14 protein-coding genes are annotated in these 17,849 nt (G+C 54.9%); 5 read left to right on the forward strand and 9 right to left on the reverse strand.

Annotated elements, in window-relative coordinates:
• Window positions 1-291: 291 nt before the first annotated feature.
• The 8 genes from BOW52_RS07565 to BOW52_RS07600 form a co-directional block, all read right to left on the reverse strand.
• Window positions 292-648 carry a TusE/DsrC/DsvC family sulfur relay protein gene (locus BOW52_RS07565; protein WP_078483488.1) on the reverse strand — a complete coding sequence of 119 codons (357 nt, stop codon included), beginning with the start codon at window positions 646-648 and terminating at the stop codon, window positions 292-294.
• Window positions 649-766: 118 nt separating this feature from the next.
• Window positions 767-2,083 carry a DEAD/DEAH box helicase gene (locus tag BOW52_RS07570; protein ID WP_078483489.1) on the reverse strand — a complete coding sequence of 439 codons (1,317 nt, stop codon included), beginning with the start codon at window positions 2,081-2,083 and terminating at the stop codon, window positions 767-769.
• A gap of 167 nt (window positions 2,084-2,250) precedes the next feature.
• Window positions 2,251-4,776, reverse strand: coding sequence for a PAS domain S-box protein (locus BOW52_RS07575; RefSeq protein ID WP_078483490.1), 2,526 nt, complete (start codon window positions 4,774-4,776; stop codon window positions 2,251-2,253).
• A 173-nt stretch (window positions 4,777-4,949) separates the two neighbouring features.
• Window positions 4,950-5,573: a flagellar basal body-associated FliL family protein gene (locus BOW52_RS07580; RefSeq protein WP_078483491.1), complete on the reverse strand. Its 624-nt coding sequence runs from the start codon at window positions 5,571-5,573 to the stop codon at window positions 4,950-4,952.
• A 139-nt stretch (window positions 5,574-5,712) separates the two neighbouring features.
• On the reverse strand, window positions 5,713-6,897 hold the full coding sequence (locus BOW52_RS07585) for a pyridoxal-phosphate-dependent aminotransferase family protein (protein WP_078483522.1): 1,185 nt from the start codon (window positions 6,895-6,897) through the stop codon (window positions 5,713-5,715).
• A gap of 96 nt (window positions 6,898-6,993) precedes the next feature.
• Window positions 6,994-8,220 carry a glycolate oxidase subunit GlcF gene (glcF, locus tag BOW52_RS07590; RefSeq protein ID WP_078483492.1) on the reverse strand — a complete coding sequence of 409 codons (1,227 nt, stop codon included), beginning with the start codon at window positions 8,218-8,220 and terminating at the stop codon, window positions 6,994-6,996.
• A gap of 3 nt (window positions 8,221-8,223) precedes the next feature.
• Entirely contained in the window at window positions 8,224-9,297 is a 1,074-nt protein-coding gene (glcE, locus tag BOW52_RS07595; RefSeq protein WP_078483493.1) for a glycolate oxidase subunit GlcE, read from the reverse strand.
• Complete coding sequence (locus BOW52_RS07600; protein ID WP_078483494.1) at window positions 9,297-10,790, reverse strand: FAD-linked oxidase C-terminal domain-containing protein; 1,494 nt, start codon at window positions 10,788-10,790, stop codon at window positions 9,297-9,299. Before BOW52_RS07600 ends, glcE begins: the two co-directional genes overlap by 1 nt.
• 414 nt (window positions 10,791-11,204) lie before the next feature.
• Between BOW52_RS07600 and BOW52_RS07605 the strand changes: the two genes are divergently transcribed.
• The 5 genes from BOW52_RS07605 (at window position 11,205) to BOW52_RS07625 (ending at window position 16,905) form a co-directional block, all read left to right on the forward strand.
• On the forward strand, window positions 11,205-12,464 hold the full coding sequence (locus BOW52_RS07605; protein ID WP_078483495.1) for a sensor domain-containing diguanylate cyclase: 1,260 nt from the start codon (window positions 11,205-11,207) through the stop codon (window positions 12,462-12,464).
• Between the two features lie 147 nt (window positions 12,465-12,611).
• Window positions 12,612-14,636 (forward strand): diguanylate cyclase domain-containing protein, encoded by a 2,025-nt coding sequence (locus BOW52_RS07610; RefSeq protein WP_172840237.1) that lies wholly within the window; start codon window positions 12,612-12,614, stop codon window positions 14,634-14,636.
• A 258-nt stretch (window positions 14,637-14,894) separates the two neighbouring features.
• Window positions 14,895-15,938 carry a ribosome small subunit-dependent GTPase A gene (rsgA, locus tag BOW52_RS07615; protein WP_078483497.1) on the forward strand — a complete coding sequence of 348 codons (1,044 nt, stop codon included), beginning with the start codon at window positions 14,895-14,897 and terminating at the stop codon, window positions 15,936-15,938.
• 4 nt (window positions 15,939-15,942) lie between these two features.
• Window positions 15,943-16,365: an alternative ribosome rescue aminoacyl-tRNA hydrolase ArfB gene (gene arfB / locus BOW52_RS07620; RefSeq protein WP_078483498.1), complete on the forward strand. Its 423-nt coding sequence runs from the start codon at window positions 15,943-15,945 to the stop codon at window positions 16,363-16,365.
• Window positions 16,366-16,368: 3 nt separating this feature from the next.
• Complete coding sequence (locus BOW52_RS07625; protein ID WP_078483499.1) at window positions 16,369-16,905, forward strand: YaeQ family protein; 537 nt, start codon at window positions 16,369-16,371, stop codon at window positions 16,903-16,905.
• A 5-nt stretch (window positions 16,906-16,910) separates the two neighbouring features.
• Here BOW52_RS07625 and BOW52_RS07630 read toward each other — a convergent pair whose 3' ends face one another.
• Window positions 16,911-17,816 (reverse strand): D-hexose-6-phosphate mutarotase, encoded by a 906-nt coding sequence (locus BOW52_RS07630; RefSeq protein ID WP_078483523.1) that lies wholly within the window; start codon window positions 17,814-17,816, stop codon window positions 16,911-16,913.
• Between the last annotated feature and the right edge of the window lie 33 nt (window positions 17,817-17,849).

Below are 17,849 nucleotides of genomic sequence, written 5' to 3' on the forward strand. Positions count from 1 at the left end.
CATCTCCTTTTCGTGGATGCCTTCAGCATAGGAAAAGTGTTACCTATGTACCTGGACTGATCTGTTACCTATGTATATAACCCGTACCGCGCGATTTCTCTTTGGGTACTTTCTCTTATGCGGTTAAGAGAAAGTACCTCACCGCGCAGGGCGAAACCATCAGCCGAAACTCTGCAACAACGGTAAACCCAACCCACCAACCAATAACCACCCACCCAATAAAAAGGGCACGCCCCAAAGGGCGCACCCATCACCACCTGGCTGCATTCAGCCAATCAAATCAGAAGCCGATCAAACCACGCTGCCGAAGCTTTTGTCGGCTGCGCCTGCCGGTGCCTTCAGGCCCGCCAGTCTGCAACCCTGCGCAATCGGTCCACCTGGGAAGATTGTGTAGAGGTAGTTAAGACCTCCACTGGCATGAAACTCTTCATCAAGTGCATCGTGCAGGGCGCGTACATTCACCTTGCCGTCGTGCTTGGAGAAGTAGTCCTGTAGTGCGCGAATCGCGTGCCAGTGCTCATCTGAGAGACTAATCGCTTCACTGCCTGCCACTTCGACCGCCTCATCACGCGACCAGGTAACCGGAGCGGTCGGGAAATCGGGATCTATGTTCCTTGGGTGTAAAACATCGTGCATCGTCTGTAACATCTCTATCACCTCCTTATTAGCCGTAGGGCTTTGGTGATAGAAGTGTAGACCAACTATTAGACTCTGCTATTTATAAGTCCTTATAAATTAACTGTTTTAGGGTTATTCACCCCCTCTATCAACTTGACCGTGACGCCTGATTGCCACGACCGCGTCCACGACCACCGCCGCCACCGCGTTTCTGACCGGAACGGTTGGCAGGGCGATTGCCACCGCCGCCCGCACCACGCCCCTGTCCACGACGCCCCTGATTCTGGTTCTGCCCACGGCGCTTCATGATCGGTTCTGCCTTGATGGTCGGATCGGGTTCATAACCGTCGATCACCACCTTCGGCAGCTCACGTTTGATCAGACGCTCAATATCACGCAGCAGTTTTAGCTCATCGACGCAGACCAGTGACATCGCCTCGCCCTCATTACCGGCACGGCCGGTACGACCGATGCGGTGCACGTAGTCCTCCGGCACGTTGGGCAGTTCGAAGTTGACCACGTGGGGGAGCTGGTCGATATCGAGCCCGCGTGCGGCAATATCGGTTGCTACCAGCACACGAACCTCACCACTCTTGAAGTTGGCCAGTGCACGGGTACGCGCGCCCTGGCTCTTGTTGCCGTGGATCGCGGCGGAGGTGATGCCATCACGCTCGAGCTGCTGGGAGAGGCGGTTGGCACCGTGTTTGGTGCGGGTGAAGACCAGCACCTGCTGCCAGTTACCCTCGCCAACCAGCTGCGAGAGCAGCTCGCGCTTACGCTCACGATCGACCGGATGCACGACCTGCTCGACCAGTTCCGAGGCGGTGTTACGACGCGCCACCTCGATCAGCTCGGGTTTGCGCAGGATGCCGTCGGCGAGGCGTTTGATCTCGGAGGAGAAGGTTGCCGAGAAGAGCAGGGTCTGGCGGTCCTTAGGTAGCAGGGCGAAAACCTTGCGGATATCGTGAATGAAGCCCATGTCGAGCATGCGATCCGCCTCATCCAGGATCAGGATATCGACCTTGGAGAGGTCAACGGTACGCTGACCGGCATGGTCGAGCAGACGCCCCGGTGTTGCCACGAGGATATCGACACCACGACGCAGCTTCTCGATCTGTGGGTTGATCTTCACCCCACCAAAGATAACGGCACTCCTCAGTGGCAGGTGTTTACCGTAGGTCACCACACTTTCGTGGACCTGTGCGGCCAGCTCTCGGGTGGGTGTGAGTACCAGCGCACGCACCGGGCGCTGCCCCTTGCCCTGCGCCTCTTCGGTGAGGCGTTGCAGCATCGGCAGGGTGAAACCGGCGGTCTTGCCGGTGCCGGTCTGTGCGCCAGCCATAATATCTTTGCCAGCGAGAATAATGGGGATGGCCTGCTTCTGCACAGGCGTTGCTTCGGTGTAACCATTTTCGGTGACCGCACGAACGATTTCGGCCGAGAGACCGAGACTATCAAATGACATTTTTTGGATTGCTCCTGATGAGCCTACCCGTCTCAAATCTAAGCGGGCCGGTCCAGGCTGAATAACTTGGAAAACTTCTAGAATAACCGGATGGTCATGTAGATCGACGCAGACCGGAGTGCGTCGGAGGTGGCGCAGCTTAACAGATTATCTACGCCAGTTGGTTTTTATTCCTTGTCGATGACCTGACTGATCACCCTCAGTACCTCATTCACATCGATCGGCTTGGTCAGATACTCGTCGAAACCCTCGTTGAGACCCTTTTCGATATTACCCGGCAGGGCGGCGGCACTGATCGCAATCACCGGAATCTTCTCAGTTAGGGCATCTCGCCGCAGCTCGTGCAGTGCCTCGATACCGCTCATGCCCGGAAGGTTAACATCCATCAGGATCAAGTTGGGCAACAGACTTCGGGCCAGCTCCAGCCCATCTTCTGCATTGCTGGCTGAAACCAGACCGACGTGTTCCACCTTCTTCATCAGACGTTCTATCAGACGTAGATTGGCTGGATTATCTTCAACGTAGAGCACCGTATATTCGTGGTCCACATTCGCAGCTATCTGATAGTTAATCTCTTTGTGCGCACCGACTAACGTGCTCTCGCTAGCTAGCTCTTCATCGACTGCCAACGGAAGTTCAAACCAGAAGGTAGAGCCCTTACCCTCAGCGGTTTCGAAACCGAGATTACCGCCCATCATCTGTACCAACTGTTTGGTAATTGAGAGACCGATTCCGGTCCCCTCAATCTCACCACCCTCCGCATTGAGTCGGTGGAAGGGTTGGAACAGGTTATCGAGTAGATCCTTGGGAATACCGTGTCCAGTATCGGTCACCAGGATACGCAGATAATGCTCTGGTATAACCTCACTCTCGAGCACCACACTGCCACCCTCACGGTTATATTTAATCGCGTTGGAGAGGAAGTTGAGTAGCACCTGGGTGATACGGGTACGGTCGGCATGCAGCGGGGGAAGGTCGATGCCCGCCGTTCTGTCCTCAAAGGTGACGCCGCTCTTTTTTGCCAGTGTGTTGGCCATCACCCGGCAGCTCTCAATCGCATCATTGGCGCTGATATTCTCGATTGAGAGGGAGAGCGTTCCACTCTCTATCTTGGCCAGATCAAGGATCTGATTAATCAGCTCTAGCAGGTGTTCACCCGCCTTACTGATGTAGGTGAGCGATTCGAGTTGATCCTCATTGAGTGGTGACTCTGGATCACTCTCAAGCAGCTGACTGAAACCCAGGATGGCATTGAGCGGGGTACGTAGCTCGTGACTCATTGATGAGAGGAAACTCGACTTCGCCTCATTGGCGGACTCCGCCTCAAACTTGGCACTGCGCAGTTGATCCTCGGCATGTTTTCGTTCGGTGATATCGCGCATGATGCCGACATACATCCGTCCACCCGCTATATCGATACCGGAGACGTTGAGCTCCATGGGGAATTGACGCCCATCGCTGTGCTGACCAAATAGATCCCGCGCCTTATTGATAATACGCGGCTCATGCAGATCGGAGTTGTGCACATAGTCGTCATGTGCGGCACGCTCATCCTTCGGCAGCAGCATATTGACGTTCTGCCCAACCACTTGCGCTTCGCGATAACCAAACATGGCGCAGGCAGCCGGATTGATAATCTGAATTAATCCACGTGGATCGATCGTAACGATGCCGTCAGCACTGTTCTCGATAATTGAACGGGCACGCGCCTCACTCTCCGCCAGTGAGGCCTCTGCTCGCTGATGCGCCTCAACTCGCTCTTCGAGTGCATGGGTTCGCTGCTGAACCTCTCTGCTCAGGTCATTCTTGATGGCGACCAGGGTACGGTGTCGCCAGACTCCAAACAGCAGCAGTGTGGTGATAAATATGGCTGCAAATACCCACAGCAGCAGCTCTTTGGTCCAGAAGGGGGGCGGCGCTGCAAACCAACGATGGTAGATGGTTCGATACTCCGCTGAAGTCACAAACGCTGAAACCACCTCATTCAGCGTGGTCAGCAACTGCGCCTCACCCTTGCGCACTCCTATCACCCGTTTGATCTCTGTGAGTGGTGCAGCTGTAGTCGCCAGTGCACGCTCCTGCTTCGCCTCGGTCGCCAGTTTCCAGCCTACGGGTCCCGGATAGATCAGCGCATCGAGCTGGCCCGAAAGAAGTGCAAAGAGCGCCTGCTCAAAACTCTCGTACTGGGTCGCGTTAAGATCGTCGCGTTTAGCAACGATCTTGGCGCCGACATTCGATTTCACCACACCCACACTTCGCTCAATGAGATCATCCACCGTCTGGATCGACGCCTTGCTCTCACTACGGATAAAGATCGAAATCGGGAAGGTCTCGACGGAGGCGGTGAAATCGAGGAATGAGCGACGGCTCTCTGTTGCACCAACGTTGGGGATCAGATCAACCCCGCCCACCTTCGCGGCTGCAAACACCTCTTTCCATGTGGGCATGACACGGTATTCGATCTGCAGATCCGCTTCGGCGGCCACGGCATCCATTACATCGATGGCAAACCCTGTTGGGCGACCCTCTCTATCCAACTTGTAGTAGGGGGGGAACGATTCGGGAACAGCGGCTATTAAACGCTGAGATGTCGGATTCTCCTCAGCCGCAGCAAGCGGAAACGCAGAGAAGAGCGCCATCAAAGTGATGGCGATTGAGAACAATCCTCTCTTCCAGCCTGTTGATCGATACATTGTTTATTAATTCTTAGTATTCAAAGCGTGCAGCTGCACTGAAATCCCCTACAAATCTTATTCTATACAAAAACAGTCGGGAACTTAACTGGGGATCGTAAACAATTGTATAAGCAATCGACGTAGATAACCCTAGCGGCTCGGTCGAGCCTTTTGAGACGACACGGGTGGTGTCAGTAGAGTTCGAGCCGTGATATCTCGATCTCGGCAACCAGCGTACTACCGGCCGTTTTTATCAACTGTCGCTTCACGGCGGAGAGCGCTTCGACCCTGAAGGTCTCCTGATCCTGCTCACTGATGTGATCTTCAATGGCGTGGCGTTTTACAAAATCGGTTAACAGCATCATCACTGCCGACTGAATCGCCGGTCGATGTCGTTTAATCAGCTTGCGTTGAGAGGCGTCTTTGGCGGTCACGATCACTGTCACCGTCAGATAATGCTCTCCCTGCTCATCGACATTGACGGTAACCGGGGCAATCGCAACCCTAGCAGTTCCCACATGCTTATCGACTTGATTGAGTCCTGCGATATTACGATAGGCGGCTGCATCGGTTTCACCATCAAGCGGTCGGACCAGATGCTTGGCAAACTGAACCGTGGCACTATCCTCTCGCTTATCTTCACCCCACTTGAACTTCTCCATCAGGCTGCCGCCTTCGAAGCCACCGAGTAAGAAGAGCAGTGCAAGTGCTACCACAACCAGCAATAGCAACCCGCCCTTGAGAGCAAGCCTAACCGCCACACCCGAACTACTCTGCGGCTGCGCACTCCCTCGCTCTTCTCTCTCGTCGATCATCGGTTCCGCATATTGCTGTTGCACTAAACCGAAACTAATAGAAGTACCTCTTTAAGCGTGTGTACATCGGTCACACTTCCTTGCGCCCAAAAAAAAACCGCCACACGGGCGGTCTTTTCTGTGACGGAGTCGGCAGAAATCAGCCGGCAGAAAGTACCTTCTCCGCCGCCTCGATTGCTGCGCCACGGCTGTGACCCGCACCCAGACCACTCAACACGTTGTCGAGTGCACTGAGACAGAGACGCACATTTTTCGCATTGGCGGCGTGGCCCATCAGACCGATACGCCATACCTTGCCCGCCATCGGACCGAGGCCCGCACCAATCTCGAGGCTGTAGTCGTTAAGTAGCTTGCCACGTACCACCGCATCAGCGATCCCTTCAGGAATCTTCACCGCATTGAGCTGTGGCAGACGATCCGCCTCAGCCACGACAAACTCCAGACCCAACGCCTCAAGGCCTGCACGCAGTGCCATGTGGTAGTGTTTGTGACGTGCCCATGAGTTCTCCAGACCCTCCTCTTTGAGGATCAGCAACGACTCGTGCAACGCATAAAGTGCATTGATCGGTGCGGTGTGGTGGTAGGCACGCTTGGCACCCTCACCCCAGTAACCCATCACCAGATTGAGATCAAGGAACCAGCTCTGCACCTTGGTCTCACGCCCCTTGATGTGCTCAAGCGCACGCTCACTGAAGGTGACTGGCGAGAGGCCAGGGGTGCAGGAGAGGCACTTCTGCGTGCCGGAGTAGACCGCATCGAGCCCCCACTCATCGACCAGCAGTGGTGTACCGCCGAGTGAGGTAACGGTATCGGCGATGCTCAGGCAGTTATATTTACGCGCCAGCTCAGCAAGGCCCTTGGCATCGGACTGTGCACCCGTTGAGGTTTCGGCATGGACAAAGGCGAGCACCTTGGCATCGGGATTCGCCTTGAGCGCATCCTCGACCTTATTGAGATCGATCGCGGTGCCCCACTCATCCTCGACCATGATCGCCGTGCCACCGCAGCGCTCAACGTTCTCCTTCATGCGACCGCCGAAGACGCCGTTCTGCGCCACCACGACCTGGTCACCCGCCTCAACCAGGTTGGCAAAGCAGCTCTCCATACCGGCCGAGCCGGGTGCCGAAACGGGCATGGTCATCTGGTTATTGGTCTGGAAGGCGTACTGCAGCATCCCCTTCAACTCATCCATCATCGCGACGAAGACGGGATCGAGGTGGCCGATGGTGGGGCGGCACATCGCCTCCAGAACACGCGGGCTCACATCGGAGGGGCCGGGGCCCATCAGGGTTCGCTGGGGTGGGTGAAAGGTACGCTCAGTCATCTTGTTGTCCTTCTCTATGTTCATGAATTCTTAAACTTCTACAAAAGCTGGGGGCAAATCCTGACACAAACATTCTGTCTTTTCACCCGGTAAATATCAGGGCATTTCGTCGAACAGTTCAATCCAGTGCTTCACCGGCACTTCAGCCTGACTGCCGATGTGCATCTGGCAACCGATATTGGCGGTAACAATCAGCTCTGGCATGCCGCGCTCTAGGTTCTCCACCTTGTTATCGAGCAGCTGCTGCGAGAGCTTCGGCTGCAGCAGCGAGTAGGAACCGGCCGAGCCGCAGCAGAGGTGTGAGTCGGCAATTTCAGTCAACTCGAAACCGGCGCGGGTGAGAATCGACTCCACCAGTCCGGTCAGCTTCTGGCCGTGCTGCAGGGTGCAGGGGCTGTGGAAGGCGATGCGTCGCCCACGGCCGACACCCTCGAGCAGTGAACCCAGCGCCTCGGCCGGTTCACGCTGCAGCGCCTCGCTGAAGAGCGCCGCCATTGCACTCACCTGAGCCGCCTTCTCGGCGTAATCGGGGTCGTGCTTGAGCAGCTCGCCATACTGTTTCACCGTTACGCCGCAGCCGCTGGCACCGATCAGCAGCGCCTCGGCCCCCATCTCAATATGGGGCCACCAGGCATCGATGTTACGGCGCATAAAATTGAGCGCCTCCTGCTCGGCCGAGAGGTGATGACTCAGCGCACCGCAACAGCCCGCCCCCTCGGCACGGATCAACTCGATACCAAGCCGATCAAAAACGCGCAGTGCCGCCGCACTGGTCTCTGGCGTAACCACCGACTGCACACAACCCGCCAGCAGCAGCATCTTGCGTGGGTGGTTCTCCACCTTCGGTATTTTGATCCTCTTCACCAGCGGTATCTTCTTGCGTAGCCGCTTCGGCAAGGTCTCGCGGAAGAGCCAAACAGCTTGCAGCAGTGCTTCAAAACGGGTGGGATAGGGGAGCACACCGCGCAGCAACCAGCGCTTGAAACGTTCCAGCACAGGCCGCTTCACCTGCTGCTCCACAACACTGCGCCCAATATCGAGCAGTCGTCCGTAACGCACTCCGGAGGGGCAGGTGGTCTCACAGCTACGACAGGTAAGGCAACGATCGAGGTGCAGTTGAGTCGTTGTGGTCGCTTCGTTCCCCTCCAGCAGCTGCTTAATCAGATAGATACGTCCACGCGGACCGTCGAGTTCATCACCGAGCAGCTGGTAGGTGGGGCAGGTAGCGGTACAGAAACCGCAGTGGACACAGCTGCGCAGAATCGTATCGGCCTCCGCACCCTGAGCTGTTTCGAGAAACTGTTGTGCCATCCGCGTCTGCATCGATCAGAGCTCCGCGTAGAGGCGGCCAGGATTGAGAATCCCGTGCGGATCAAAACTCTGTTTGAGACGACGGTGCAGAGCCATCACTGCAGTGGGCAGCGGCTGGAACGGCGCAGAGTGATCAGTATGGTTTCGATAGGCGGTAGCATGACCACCCGCCTTGGCAGCGGCATCGAAGATCGTCTCAGCGCGCGCACTGCTCAGCAGCCAACGCTGTGCGCCGCCCCACTCGTAGAGCCACTCACCCTCGATATCGAGTGGTGGTGTATCGGAGCCGATCGAGAGACGCCACAACGGTTGCTCGCTGTTGAAGAAATCGTGCTGCTGCTCGCGTAGTGCCTGCCACCAACCGTCTGCTACCGCAGGGTTGAGCCACTCGCCTTCCACCGCATGACACGCAGCGGCGACACCCTCGGGCGTGCCACTCAGACGGATCACGAGACCGTCATCGTCGATGGCACTGGCTGAGATGGGCAGTGGCTGCTGCGAGAGCTGGTGGATTCTGGCCAGTGCCTGTTTGGTACTCAAACCATCGAAACGAAGCGTCACCTCATCCTCGGGGCGGGGCAGAACCTTGAGCGAGACCTCAAGCAGGATGCCAAGGGTACCGAGCGCACCAGCCATCAGTCGCGAGAGATCGTAGCCCGCGACATTTTTCATCACCTCACCGCCGAAGCTAAGGATCTCGCCCTTGCCATTGAGCAGTTTGCAGCCGAGCACCAGATCACGTGCCGCGCCGGCATAGGGACGGCGTGGTCCGGAGAGGTTGCAGGCGATGGTGCCGCCAAGGGTGGCCGTTTCATCGAAGTGGGGCGGCTCGAAGGGGAGCATCTGATTCGCGGCCAACAGCGCCGCTTCGATCTCCCGCAGCGGTGTACCACCGCGGGCGGTGATGGTCAGTTCGGTCGGCTCGTAACTAACGATGCCGCTATGTGCGGTCAGCGCTAACTGCTCGCCTCTCGGCTCACACCCATAAAACCGTTTGCTGCCACCACCGAGTAGCTCGAGCACTCTACCCTCTGCACCCGCCTCTGTGACGCGGCACTGCAACTCCTCTGCGATATCACCACTGGCCATCAGAAGCGCTCCAGCTCGGGGAAGGGGAGCTCACCGTTATGCACATGCATGGCACCGAACTCGGCACAACGGTGCAGCGTCGGCACCGCCTTGCCAGGATTGAGCAGGCGTTTAGGGTCGAACGCCTCTTTAACTGCATGAAACTGGCTCAGCTCCAGCGGCTGGAACTGCACACACATCTGATCGATCTTCTCCATGCCGACACCGTGTTCGCCGGTAATGGTGCCGCCAACCGCGACACAGAGTTCGAGGATCTTGCCGCCCAGCTCCTCGGTGCGCTGCAGTTCACCCGGTGTATTGGCATCGTAGAGAATCAGCGGATGGAGATTACCGTCACCGGCGTGGAAGACGTTGGCGATCGGCAGCTCATACTGTTTGGAGAGATCGGCCATCGCCGCCAGCACCTCAGGCAGCCGCTTGCGTGGGATGGTGCCATCCATGCAGTAGTAGTCGGGGGCGAGACGGCCGACAGCGGGGAAGGCCATCTTTCGTCCCTTCCAGAATGCGATGCGCTCCGCCTCATCGACGGCGGTACGCACCTCGGTGGCGCCGCTCTGCTTGAGAATTTCACGCACCTTTAATATGTGGGCCGAGACCTCTTCGTTGGTGCCATCGAGTTCGCAGAGCAGGATCGCATCTGCATCACGCGGATAGCCGGCGTGGACGAAATCCTCCGCCGCCTGGATCGCCAGCTTGTCCATCATCTCCAGTCCGCCGGGAATAATTCCGGCGGCGATGATCGCACCCACTGCACCGCCCGCTTTGGCAATATCGTCAAAGGCGGCCAGTACCACCTGGGCACGCTCCGGACGCGGCAACAGCTTCACCGTCACCTCGACGATCACACCCAGCATCCCCTCGGAACCGGTCATCAGCGCTAGTAGATCGTAACCCGCACTATCGAGCCCGTTGCCACCGATCTCCAGCAGTTCGCCCTCAATGGTGATCACCTTGATCTGCTGAATGTTGTGAACCGTCAGGCCATATTTAAGGCAGTGCACACCCCCGGCGTTCTCCGCCACATTGCCGCCGATGGTGCAGGCGATCTGTGAAGAGGGATCGGGTGCGTAGTAGAGACCATGCGGTGCAACCGCTTCGGAGATGGCGAGGTTACGCACCCCCGGCTGCACCCGCGCCGTGCGACGCTGCGGGTCGATATCGAGAATCTGATTAAAGCGTGCCAACGAGAGCAAAATGCCCTCTTCAAACGGCAGTGCACCGCCAGAGAGACCGGTACCGGCACCGCGAGCCACAACCGGGACATCGAGTTCATTACAGAGTTTAAGAATCGCCTCGACCTGCGTCACCTCAGTCGGCAGCACCACCAGCAGCGGCAGACGACGATAGGCGGAGAGGCCATCGCACTCATAGGGGTGCAGCGACTCTTCATCGGTTAACAATCCATCTGCAGGAACGATCCTGCGCAACGCATCGATCAACGCTTGTTTGGTTTCGGACGAGAGCGGCTCCCGCTCCGAGTGGTGGTGACTCATATCACGCTTTTTTTATAGATCAGATAGGCGAGTCTATCAGTAGGGTATGGCAGCCCTCCACCCTAGAAGATTAAGGGGTATTTGATCTTTGATTTTCACCCGACAATTTTCCCACTAATAACAGCCACCGAGACGACCTTGATTTGAATATTGAGATCGGTGCTAATAGTGAATTCAACGAGTCACCGATGAAGATCTGAGATCTATGGTGTTATTTAAATAGCCATAACATCACCCTCGTAACTGCACACCGCGATAACAGATGCTGTAATTTCGTTATTTTTCTCAGCTATATCCACACACACCGACAGGTTAAGGGTGTTTTTAAATTAATTCTTATATACTGCCGTTAATTAATAGAATCGAATAATAAAGGGGGATATACCCCTCTGGTCATACCACGGCAGGTAAACCATGAACTCAAACGGACTCTCCACACAGATACTCATTGCCCTGACCAACCACCTACAGGATGCCGTCTTCGCTGTCGAAGAGGGGTGTTTCATCTTTGTTAACCAGCGGGTCACCGATCTGTTTGGATATTCGGAACTGGATATCATTGGCCAGCCGATTCTAGATTTCGTTTTTGAAGAGGATCAACCTCTGGTAGCCGCGCGTTACAAGGCACGGCTGATGGGTGAGCAGGTTGAGAGTGAATACAGTTTCAGGATCGTCACTAAAAGCGGCGAGGTGCGCGAGGTAAATATGCGTGTCGGTCTCACACAGGACGATGAACACTCCACTACATTAATCGGTTCACTGCAGGATATTACCGATGCCGTTCAGACCCGTGCAGCCCTTGAACACTCACAGGCCGATATAGAATCGATCCTCAACAACATGCCGGATGTCTTCTATCGCACCGACATGAACGGCGTCATCACCCTGATGTCGCCCTCCTGCCATGAGGTGATCGGTTACACGCCTGAGGAGATGATCGGCAGGCCAATGGTTGATTTCTACTGCGATGCCAGCGACCGGGAACGGATTGTCCAGGCACTGACCGAAGGAGAGGGAAAGGCCCAACTTGTTGAAGCGTGCCTACGCCATAAGGACCAATCGTCGGTCTGGATCTCCAGTAATGCCTACATCCGCTACGATGAGTCGGGTGAAGTGATCTGTATCGAAGGGATCTCGCGAAATGATACCGATCGTAAAGCACTCGAGGAGCGACTGGCCAAGCTGGCCAAGTATGATGGCCTCACCAAGCTCCTTAATCGCCGCGCCTTTCTTGAAGAGGCGGCACATCAGATAGAAATAGCCCACCGCTACCATCGGCCGTTGTCGATGATGATGCTCGATCTTGACTGGTTCAAGACAATCAATGACCGCTACGGTCACTATATCGGTGACGAGACGCTGGTCTATTTTTCGCACGCCTGCCAGGCCGTGCTACGTAAGACCGACATCGTTGGCCGCATGGGTGGTGAGGAGTTTGCCGTACTCTTCCCCGAGACGAGTGGTGAGTTCGCGAATGATATGGTTGAGCGCCTGCGTAGTCGTCTCAGTAATCCAATTGACGTAGGCAGCGTTACGCTGAAGATCACCTTCTCTGCAGGGCTGATCACTCTTAAGTCCGACGACCACTCAGCAGAGATGATGCTCAAGCGCGCTGATCAGCTCCTCTATCAGGCAAAGGAGAATGGACGCGACCAGATCGTGATTGAAAGTTAAGATATTCTTTACTGTTATATTCCCCCTTTCGCAGTTATGGTAAGCCTATAGATTGAGGGTTACCAAGGTTCTGACACCCTGCCAGAAACCACTGCTAATACATTTGTAATGCACCGAAATAGCAACTTCGCCAAGCACCTTCTCTGGTTGTTCCTGCCAGTTGCTATCATCGTCATTTCTGGCGCAACGGCCATCTACAAGTCTGAAACCAGTGCCGACTTGTCACTCATTCGCCTCTCTGAAGATGCCACCGTTCGTGTCTCTTCCAACACCATCAAGAGAATCGTTCAGTCGATCACTCGTGATCTCGCCTTTCTTGCCGAACAGGAGACCTTCATCGAGATGGTCTCCAATGGCAATGGCCATCGAGATCTGCTCATCAAAGATTGGCAGAGCTTCTCTCATACCAAGGGCATCTACGACCAGATCCGTTGGCTGGATACCGAAGGTCAGGAACAGGTAAGAATTAATTACAACGGTGGAGAACCCATCAGCGTTCCTGAACACAAGTTACAGAACAAGCGCAAACGCTATTACTTTACCGACACCCTGCCTCTTAACAGGGGTGAGTTCTTTATCTCTCCGCTCGATCTGAATATCGAGCAGGGAAAAATTGAACGGCCTATAAAGCCGGTGATCCGCATCGGAACACCCGTTTTTAACCACGAGGGAGAGAAACGGGGAATTATCCTTTTAAACTATTTCGGCAATGAATTATTACGCGCTTTTTCACAAGCCATGAGTGATACCGACTCTCATACCTGGCTGATCAATCGAGATGGTTATTGGTTGAAAGGTTCAAACAGCAATGCCGAGTGGGGCTTTATGTTTAACGAACCCGATCTATCACTCCCCGCTCTGTATACGGCTGCATGGCAACAGATCAACGCGACCGAAGAGGGTCAATTTAAGGACCAGCATGGGCTGTGGACCTTTAACACGATCTATCCCCTGATCGAGGGGCAGAAAACAAGCACTGGCACAAATGAGACATTTGCTGCGAGTCGTTCCGAACTCGCTAGCAGGGATTACTACTGGAAAGCTGTGCTCCTGCTCCCCACCGACCAATACCGTGCTACAGCACATTCGCTGGTCCTGGTCACGATAGCCCTTGTTGGCGGTCTATTTTTCGGCTCATGGCGTCTGGCCACTGCCTGGGTGCGTGAAGAGAAGGCACAGGAAAAATTACGCCACGTTAATGAACATCTGGAAGAGACTGTTGCTTCAAGGACAGAAGATCTACGCAACGAAATCACGGTTCGCCAACACGCCGAGGAAGCCTTGAGACATCGTGAACAACGCTTCAGGTCCATTACCAACACCTCCTCTATAGCAATGATCATCACCGTCGATCACCTGGGCAACGTGGTCACCTGGAACCCAGCCGCTGAGCGGACATTTGGTTATTCAGAATCTGAAGTTATTGGAAAACCTCTCACTCAGGTTATGCCCGAGAGATACCGGTCTCAGCATAAACAAGGTTTGGCCAATGCAGTCAGCGGTCAATTGACGCGTGTCATGGATAGAACTGTTGAGGTTCATGGACTGAAAAAAGGCGGCGAAGAGTTTCCGATTGAGCTATCACTGGGTACCTGGAAACAGGATGGTAAACAATATTTCAGTGCCGTCATCCACGATATCAGTGAGCGTCGAATTGCCGAGGAACAACTTAAACACATTGCCAATCACGATACGCTCACAGGATTGCCATCACGCCGACTCTGTCTTGACCGAATCAAAACCGCTGCCGCAACGGCCAAACGTGATAATAATCGTGCGGCCGTCCTGTTTATTGATCTCGATGGTTTTAAGGGTGTTAACGACACGTTGGGACACGAAGCCGATGATGCACTCCTGGTCAATGTCAGTAAACGACTCACCCGCTGTGTCAGAGAGATCGATACGGTCGCACGCATTGGTGGCGACGAGTTTGTTGTTGTCCTGTTTGGTCTCGACAACAGAGAGAGCATCACCCATATCGCCGCCAAGCTGATCCACGCCCTGTCGCAACCATTCCAACTTGGAGACGAAGAGGCCGTCATTGGTGCCAGCATCGGCATCGCTATCTATCCCGACGACACGGACAATTCAGACCTACTGCTAAAGCTTGCCGATGAGGCGATGTATTGCGTCAAGAATACCGGGAAAAATAGCTATCAGTTTTATCGCTGATACGCTCAGGGTTTTCTTTATCCAACATCAGGAGTTCGTCTCACCAGCACTTATTGCGGTGAGATAACCGCTCTGCTAGCATCTCCCACAATTCGAAACAGACTTAATTACGGAGGGTACTCATGATTGTAATCAACACCTTCCGGGCAACCAGCAAGTAACAAATCGCTACTGCTCCTTGCCCGGTCTCTGGACCGGGGCAGACCAACGCCCCTCAAGAGTAAATCTACTCGGCGCACAACCGCGCCAGGGGTTCTTATGTCAAATCAATACTCGCTCGCCCAACTGGGCTGGCAACCATTTTTCCAGCAACAGATCTCACTCGAGGAGTGGGAACCCTCTATCTTTGCCCGTGTTGCTAGCTATCAGCGTTCACAGATCTCACTGTTCACCGTTGACGGACAGCGCACGCTATCGGTAACACCCAATCTGCCACCGATCACCGTTGGCGACTGGCTACTGCTCGGCAGCGATGGAAGCTTTCAGCGACTGCTCGAACGTCGTTCACTCTTTTCACGCAAGGCGGCGGGCAGCAAGGTTGAACGTCAACTGATTGCTGCCAATATCGATACGCTCTTTATCGTCACCTCGCTCAACCAGGACTTCAGTCTCAGTCGTATTGAGCGTTACCTGTCACTGGCTAAGCAGAATGACGTCGAGGCGGTCGTGGTGTTGAGCAAATCTGATCTCTGTGACGATGTCGATAACTACCGTGATCAGGTTGAAGCGCTCGATCCACTACTATCGGTTGTTACAGTAAATAGTCTCGATCACAGCAGTACGGCTACGCTTGAGTCCTGGTGTGGTAGTGGGCAGACCGTTGCACTGCTCGGCTCATCAGGTGTCGGCAAGTCGACGTTAATCAATACGCTCTCTGGCACAACCACTCAGGCGACCGCCTCGATACGCGAAGATGACAGCAAAGGTCGGCATACAACCACTGGACGTTCGCTACATCTATTAAACTCTGGTGGACTGTTGCTCGACACACCGGGTATGCGAGAGCTACAACTGGTCGACTGTGAGGAGGGGGTAGAAGAGACCTTTGCCGAACTGCACACACTCGCGCAGCAGTGTCGCTTCTCCGACTGCCAACATCATTCGGAACCCGGCTGTGCCATACAGGCAACAATTGACGCAGGCAGCATCGATGCACGTCGACTCTCCAGCTATCAGAAGCTGCTTCGTGAGCAGGCCTTCAATAGCGCCACTCTGGCTGAGAGGCGTGATCACGATCGCAACCTGACACGCTACTATCGGTCGGTCCTGACTGAGTCGAAAAGATTCAAGGAGCAGGGATAGTCTCATGGCACCGTTAACCATCAGCAATAGCGTCACGATCCCAGAGGAGGAGATCGAACTGACAGCCATCCGCGCCCAGGGCGCGGGTGGTCAGAACGTTAACAAGGTCTCCTCGGCGATCCATCTGCGCTTCGATATCAGAGGCTCATCGCTTCCTGAAATCTATAAAGAGCGGTTATTGGTGCAACGCGATCGGCGCATCAATAGCGATGGCGTTATTGTGATCAAGGCGCAACGCTTTCGCACTCAGGAAAAGAATCGTGATGATGCACTGGAACGTCTCAGGGAAATCATCAAGGCAGCGATGGTCACACAGAAAAAACGTCGTCCGACCAAACCATCAAAGAACTCACAGAAACGTCGACTCGACAGTAAGGCCAAACATGGCAAACACAAGGCACTACGTGGTCGCGTCAGAGAGGATTAATTCATGGCCATCAAGGCAACCATTTTTAAGGCTTCACTACAGATCACCGACATGGACCGCAACTACTACCAGGGGCACGAGCTGACCATCGCTCGTCACCCTTCAGAAACCGATGAGCGAATGATGCTGCGACTACTCGCCTTCGCCCGGCACGCCGATGAGGCGCTCACCTTTACCAAGGGAATCAGTACCGACGATGAACCTGACCTGTGGCGCATGGATCTGACCGGCGCGATTGATGAGTGGATAGAGTTGGGGCAACCCGATGAGAAACGCATTCGCCAAGCCTGCGGTCGCTCTAAACAGGTGATCATCTACTGCTACAGCGGTCACAGTGCTGAGCTATGGTGGGAACAGTTAAAGGCAAAGGCGGCAGGAATTAAAAACCTTAGCATCTATTCGGTCGCACCAGAGAGCTGCAAGACGCTGGGAACACTTGCCGAGCGCAACATGCAACTACACACCACCATTCAGGATGGTGATATCTGGTTTGGTAATGATGATCAAAACCTCGCTATCGAGATCTCAACCTGGCAATAGAACCGTTAAACCAGCGACTCAACGCTATAGACAATCTGTAAGGTGTGTTCACCACCTGGATCAATCGTAACCACATCATCGGCTGCGTTGGCGCTCTCGACGCAGACCATTTTCAGATAGCCATTCTCACCCAGATCACCCATCTTCTCGGCCGTCTCGATCCAGGGATTCCAGACGATGGTGGAGTTGCTGCCACTCTTGTTGATACGTATACGTCGCTGCAGGGCGGGATCATCGATCGTACAATCGATCGACGACTCGAGATAGATCCGATCGGTCTCTTCGCTGATGCTCACATCACCCGACTGCTGTTTGCGTTCAAAACCATCCACCTTGTCGAGGTAGGGACAGCCATCAAGTCCACCAATGCTTATCTGACTCGCATCGCCCACAGCAAAATAGGTGTGCAATGCCTGACCTATGGTGAATGCATCGCTACCCTCATTACGTGTGGTCAGTGCGAATCTCAACTGCTTGCCTACCGCAATACGGTACTCAAGCTCAGTTGCATGGGGCCACTGACTCTTTGCTTGCGAGTTCAACATCGGGCGCAGTGTTAGCTCGACCTCACCGCTCTCGAGTAATGCACTGCCACTCAACTCCCAATCAATGGTGCGTGCAAAACCGTGCGCCGGATATGACAACTCTAAGGTATGTGGACCGAACCACGGCCAGCAGATAGGCACACCACCACGCACCGATTTTCCGGGTGCAAACTTGGCATCCTCTGAGACCCAGATCACCTCTGCACCACCTTCAGGAATCCAGCTGAGCAGGTGAGCACCCTGCAGTGCAACGCTCGCTGTTGCACCCACTGCCGTGATATCGACTACCGGTAGATCACCTTTTCCGTTGCGGAGCGCAACCCTGCCATTGATGGTGTGTGGGTGATGGTCTGAATTGGTACTCATGGTGTTCTCCTTCTCTTCCTTGATGGCCTGCCC

Source organism: Solemya pervernicosa gill symbiont (genome assembly GCF_002020875.1).
In the GTDB taxonomy this organism is placed as follows: domain Bacteria; phylum Pseudomonadota; class Gammaproteobacteria.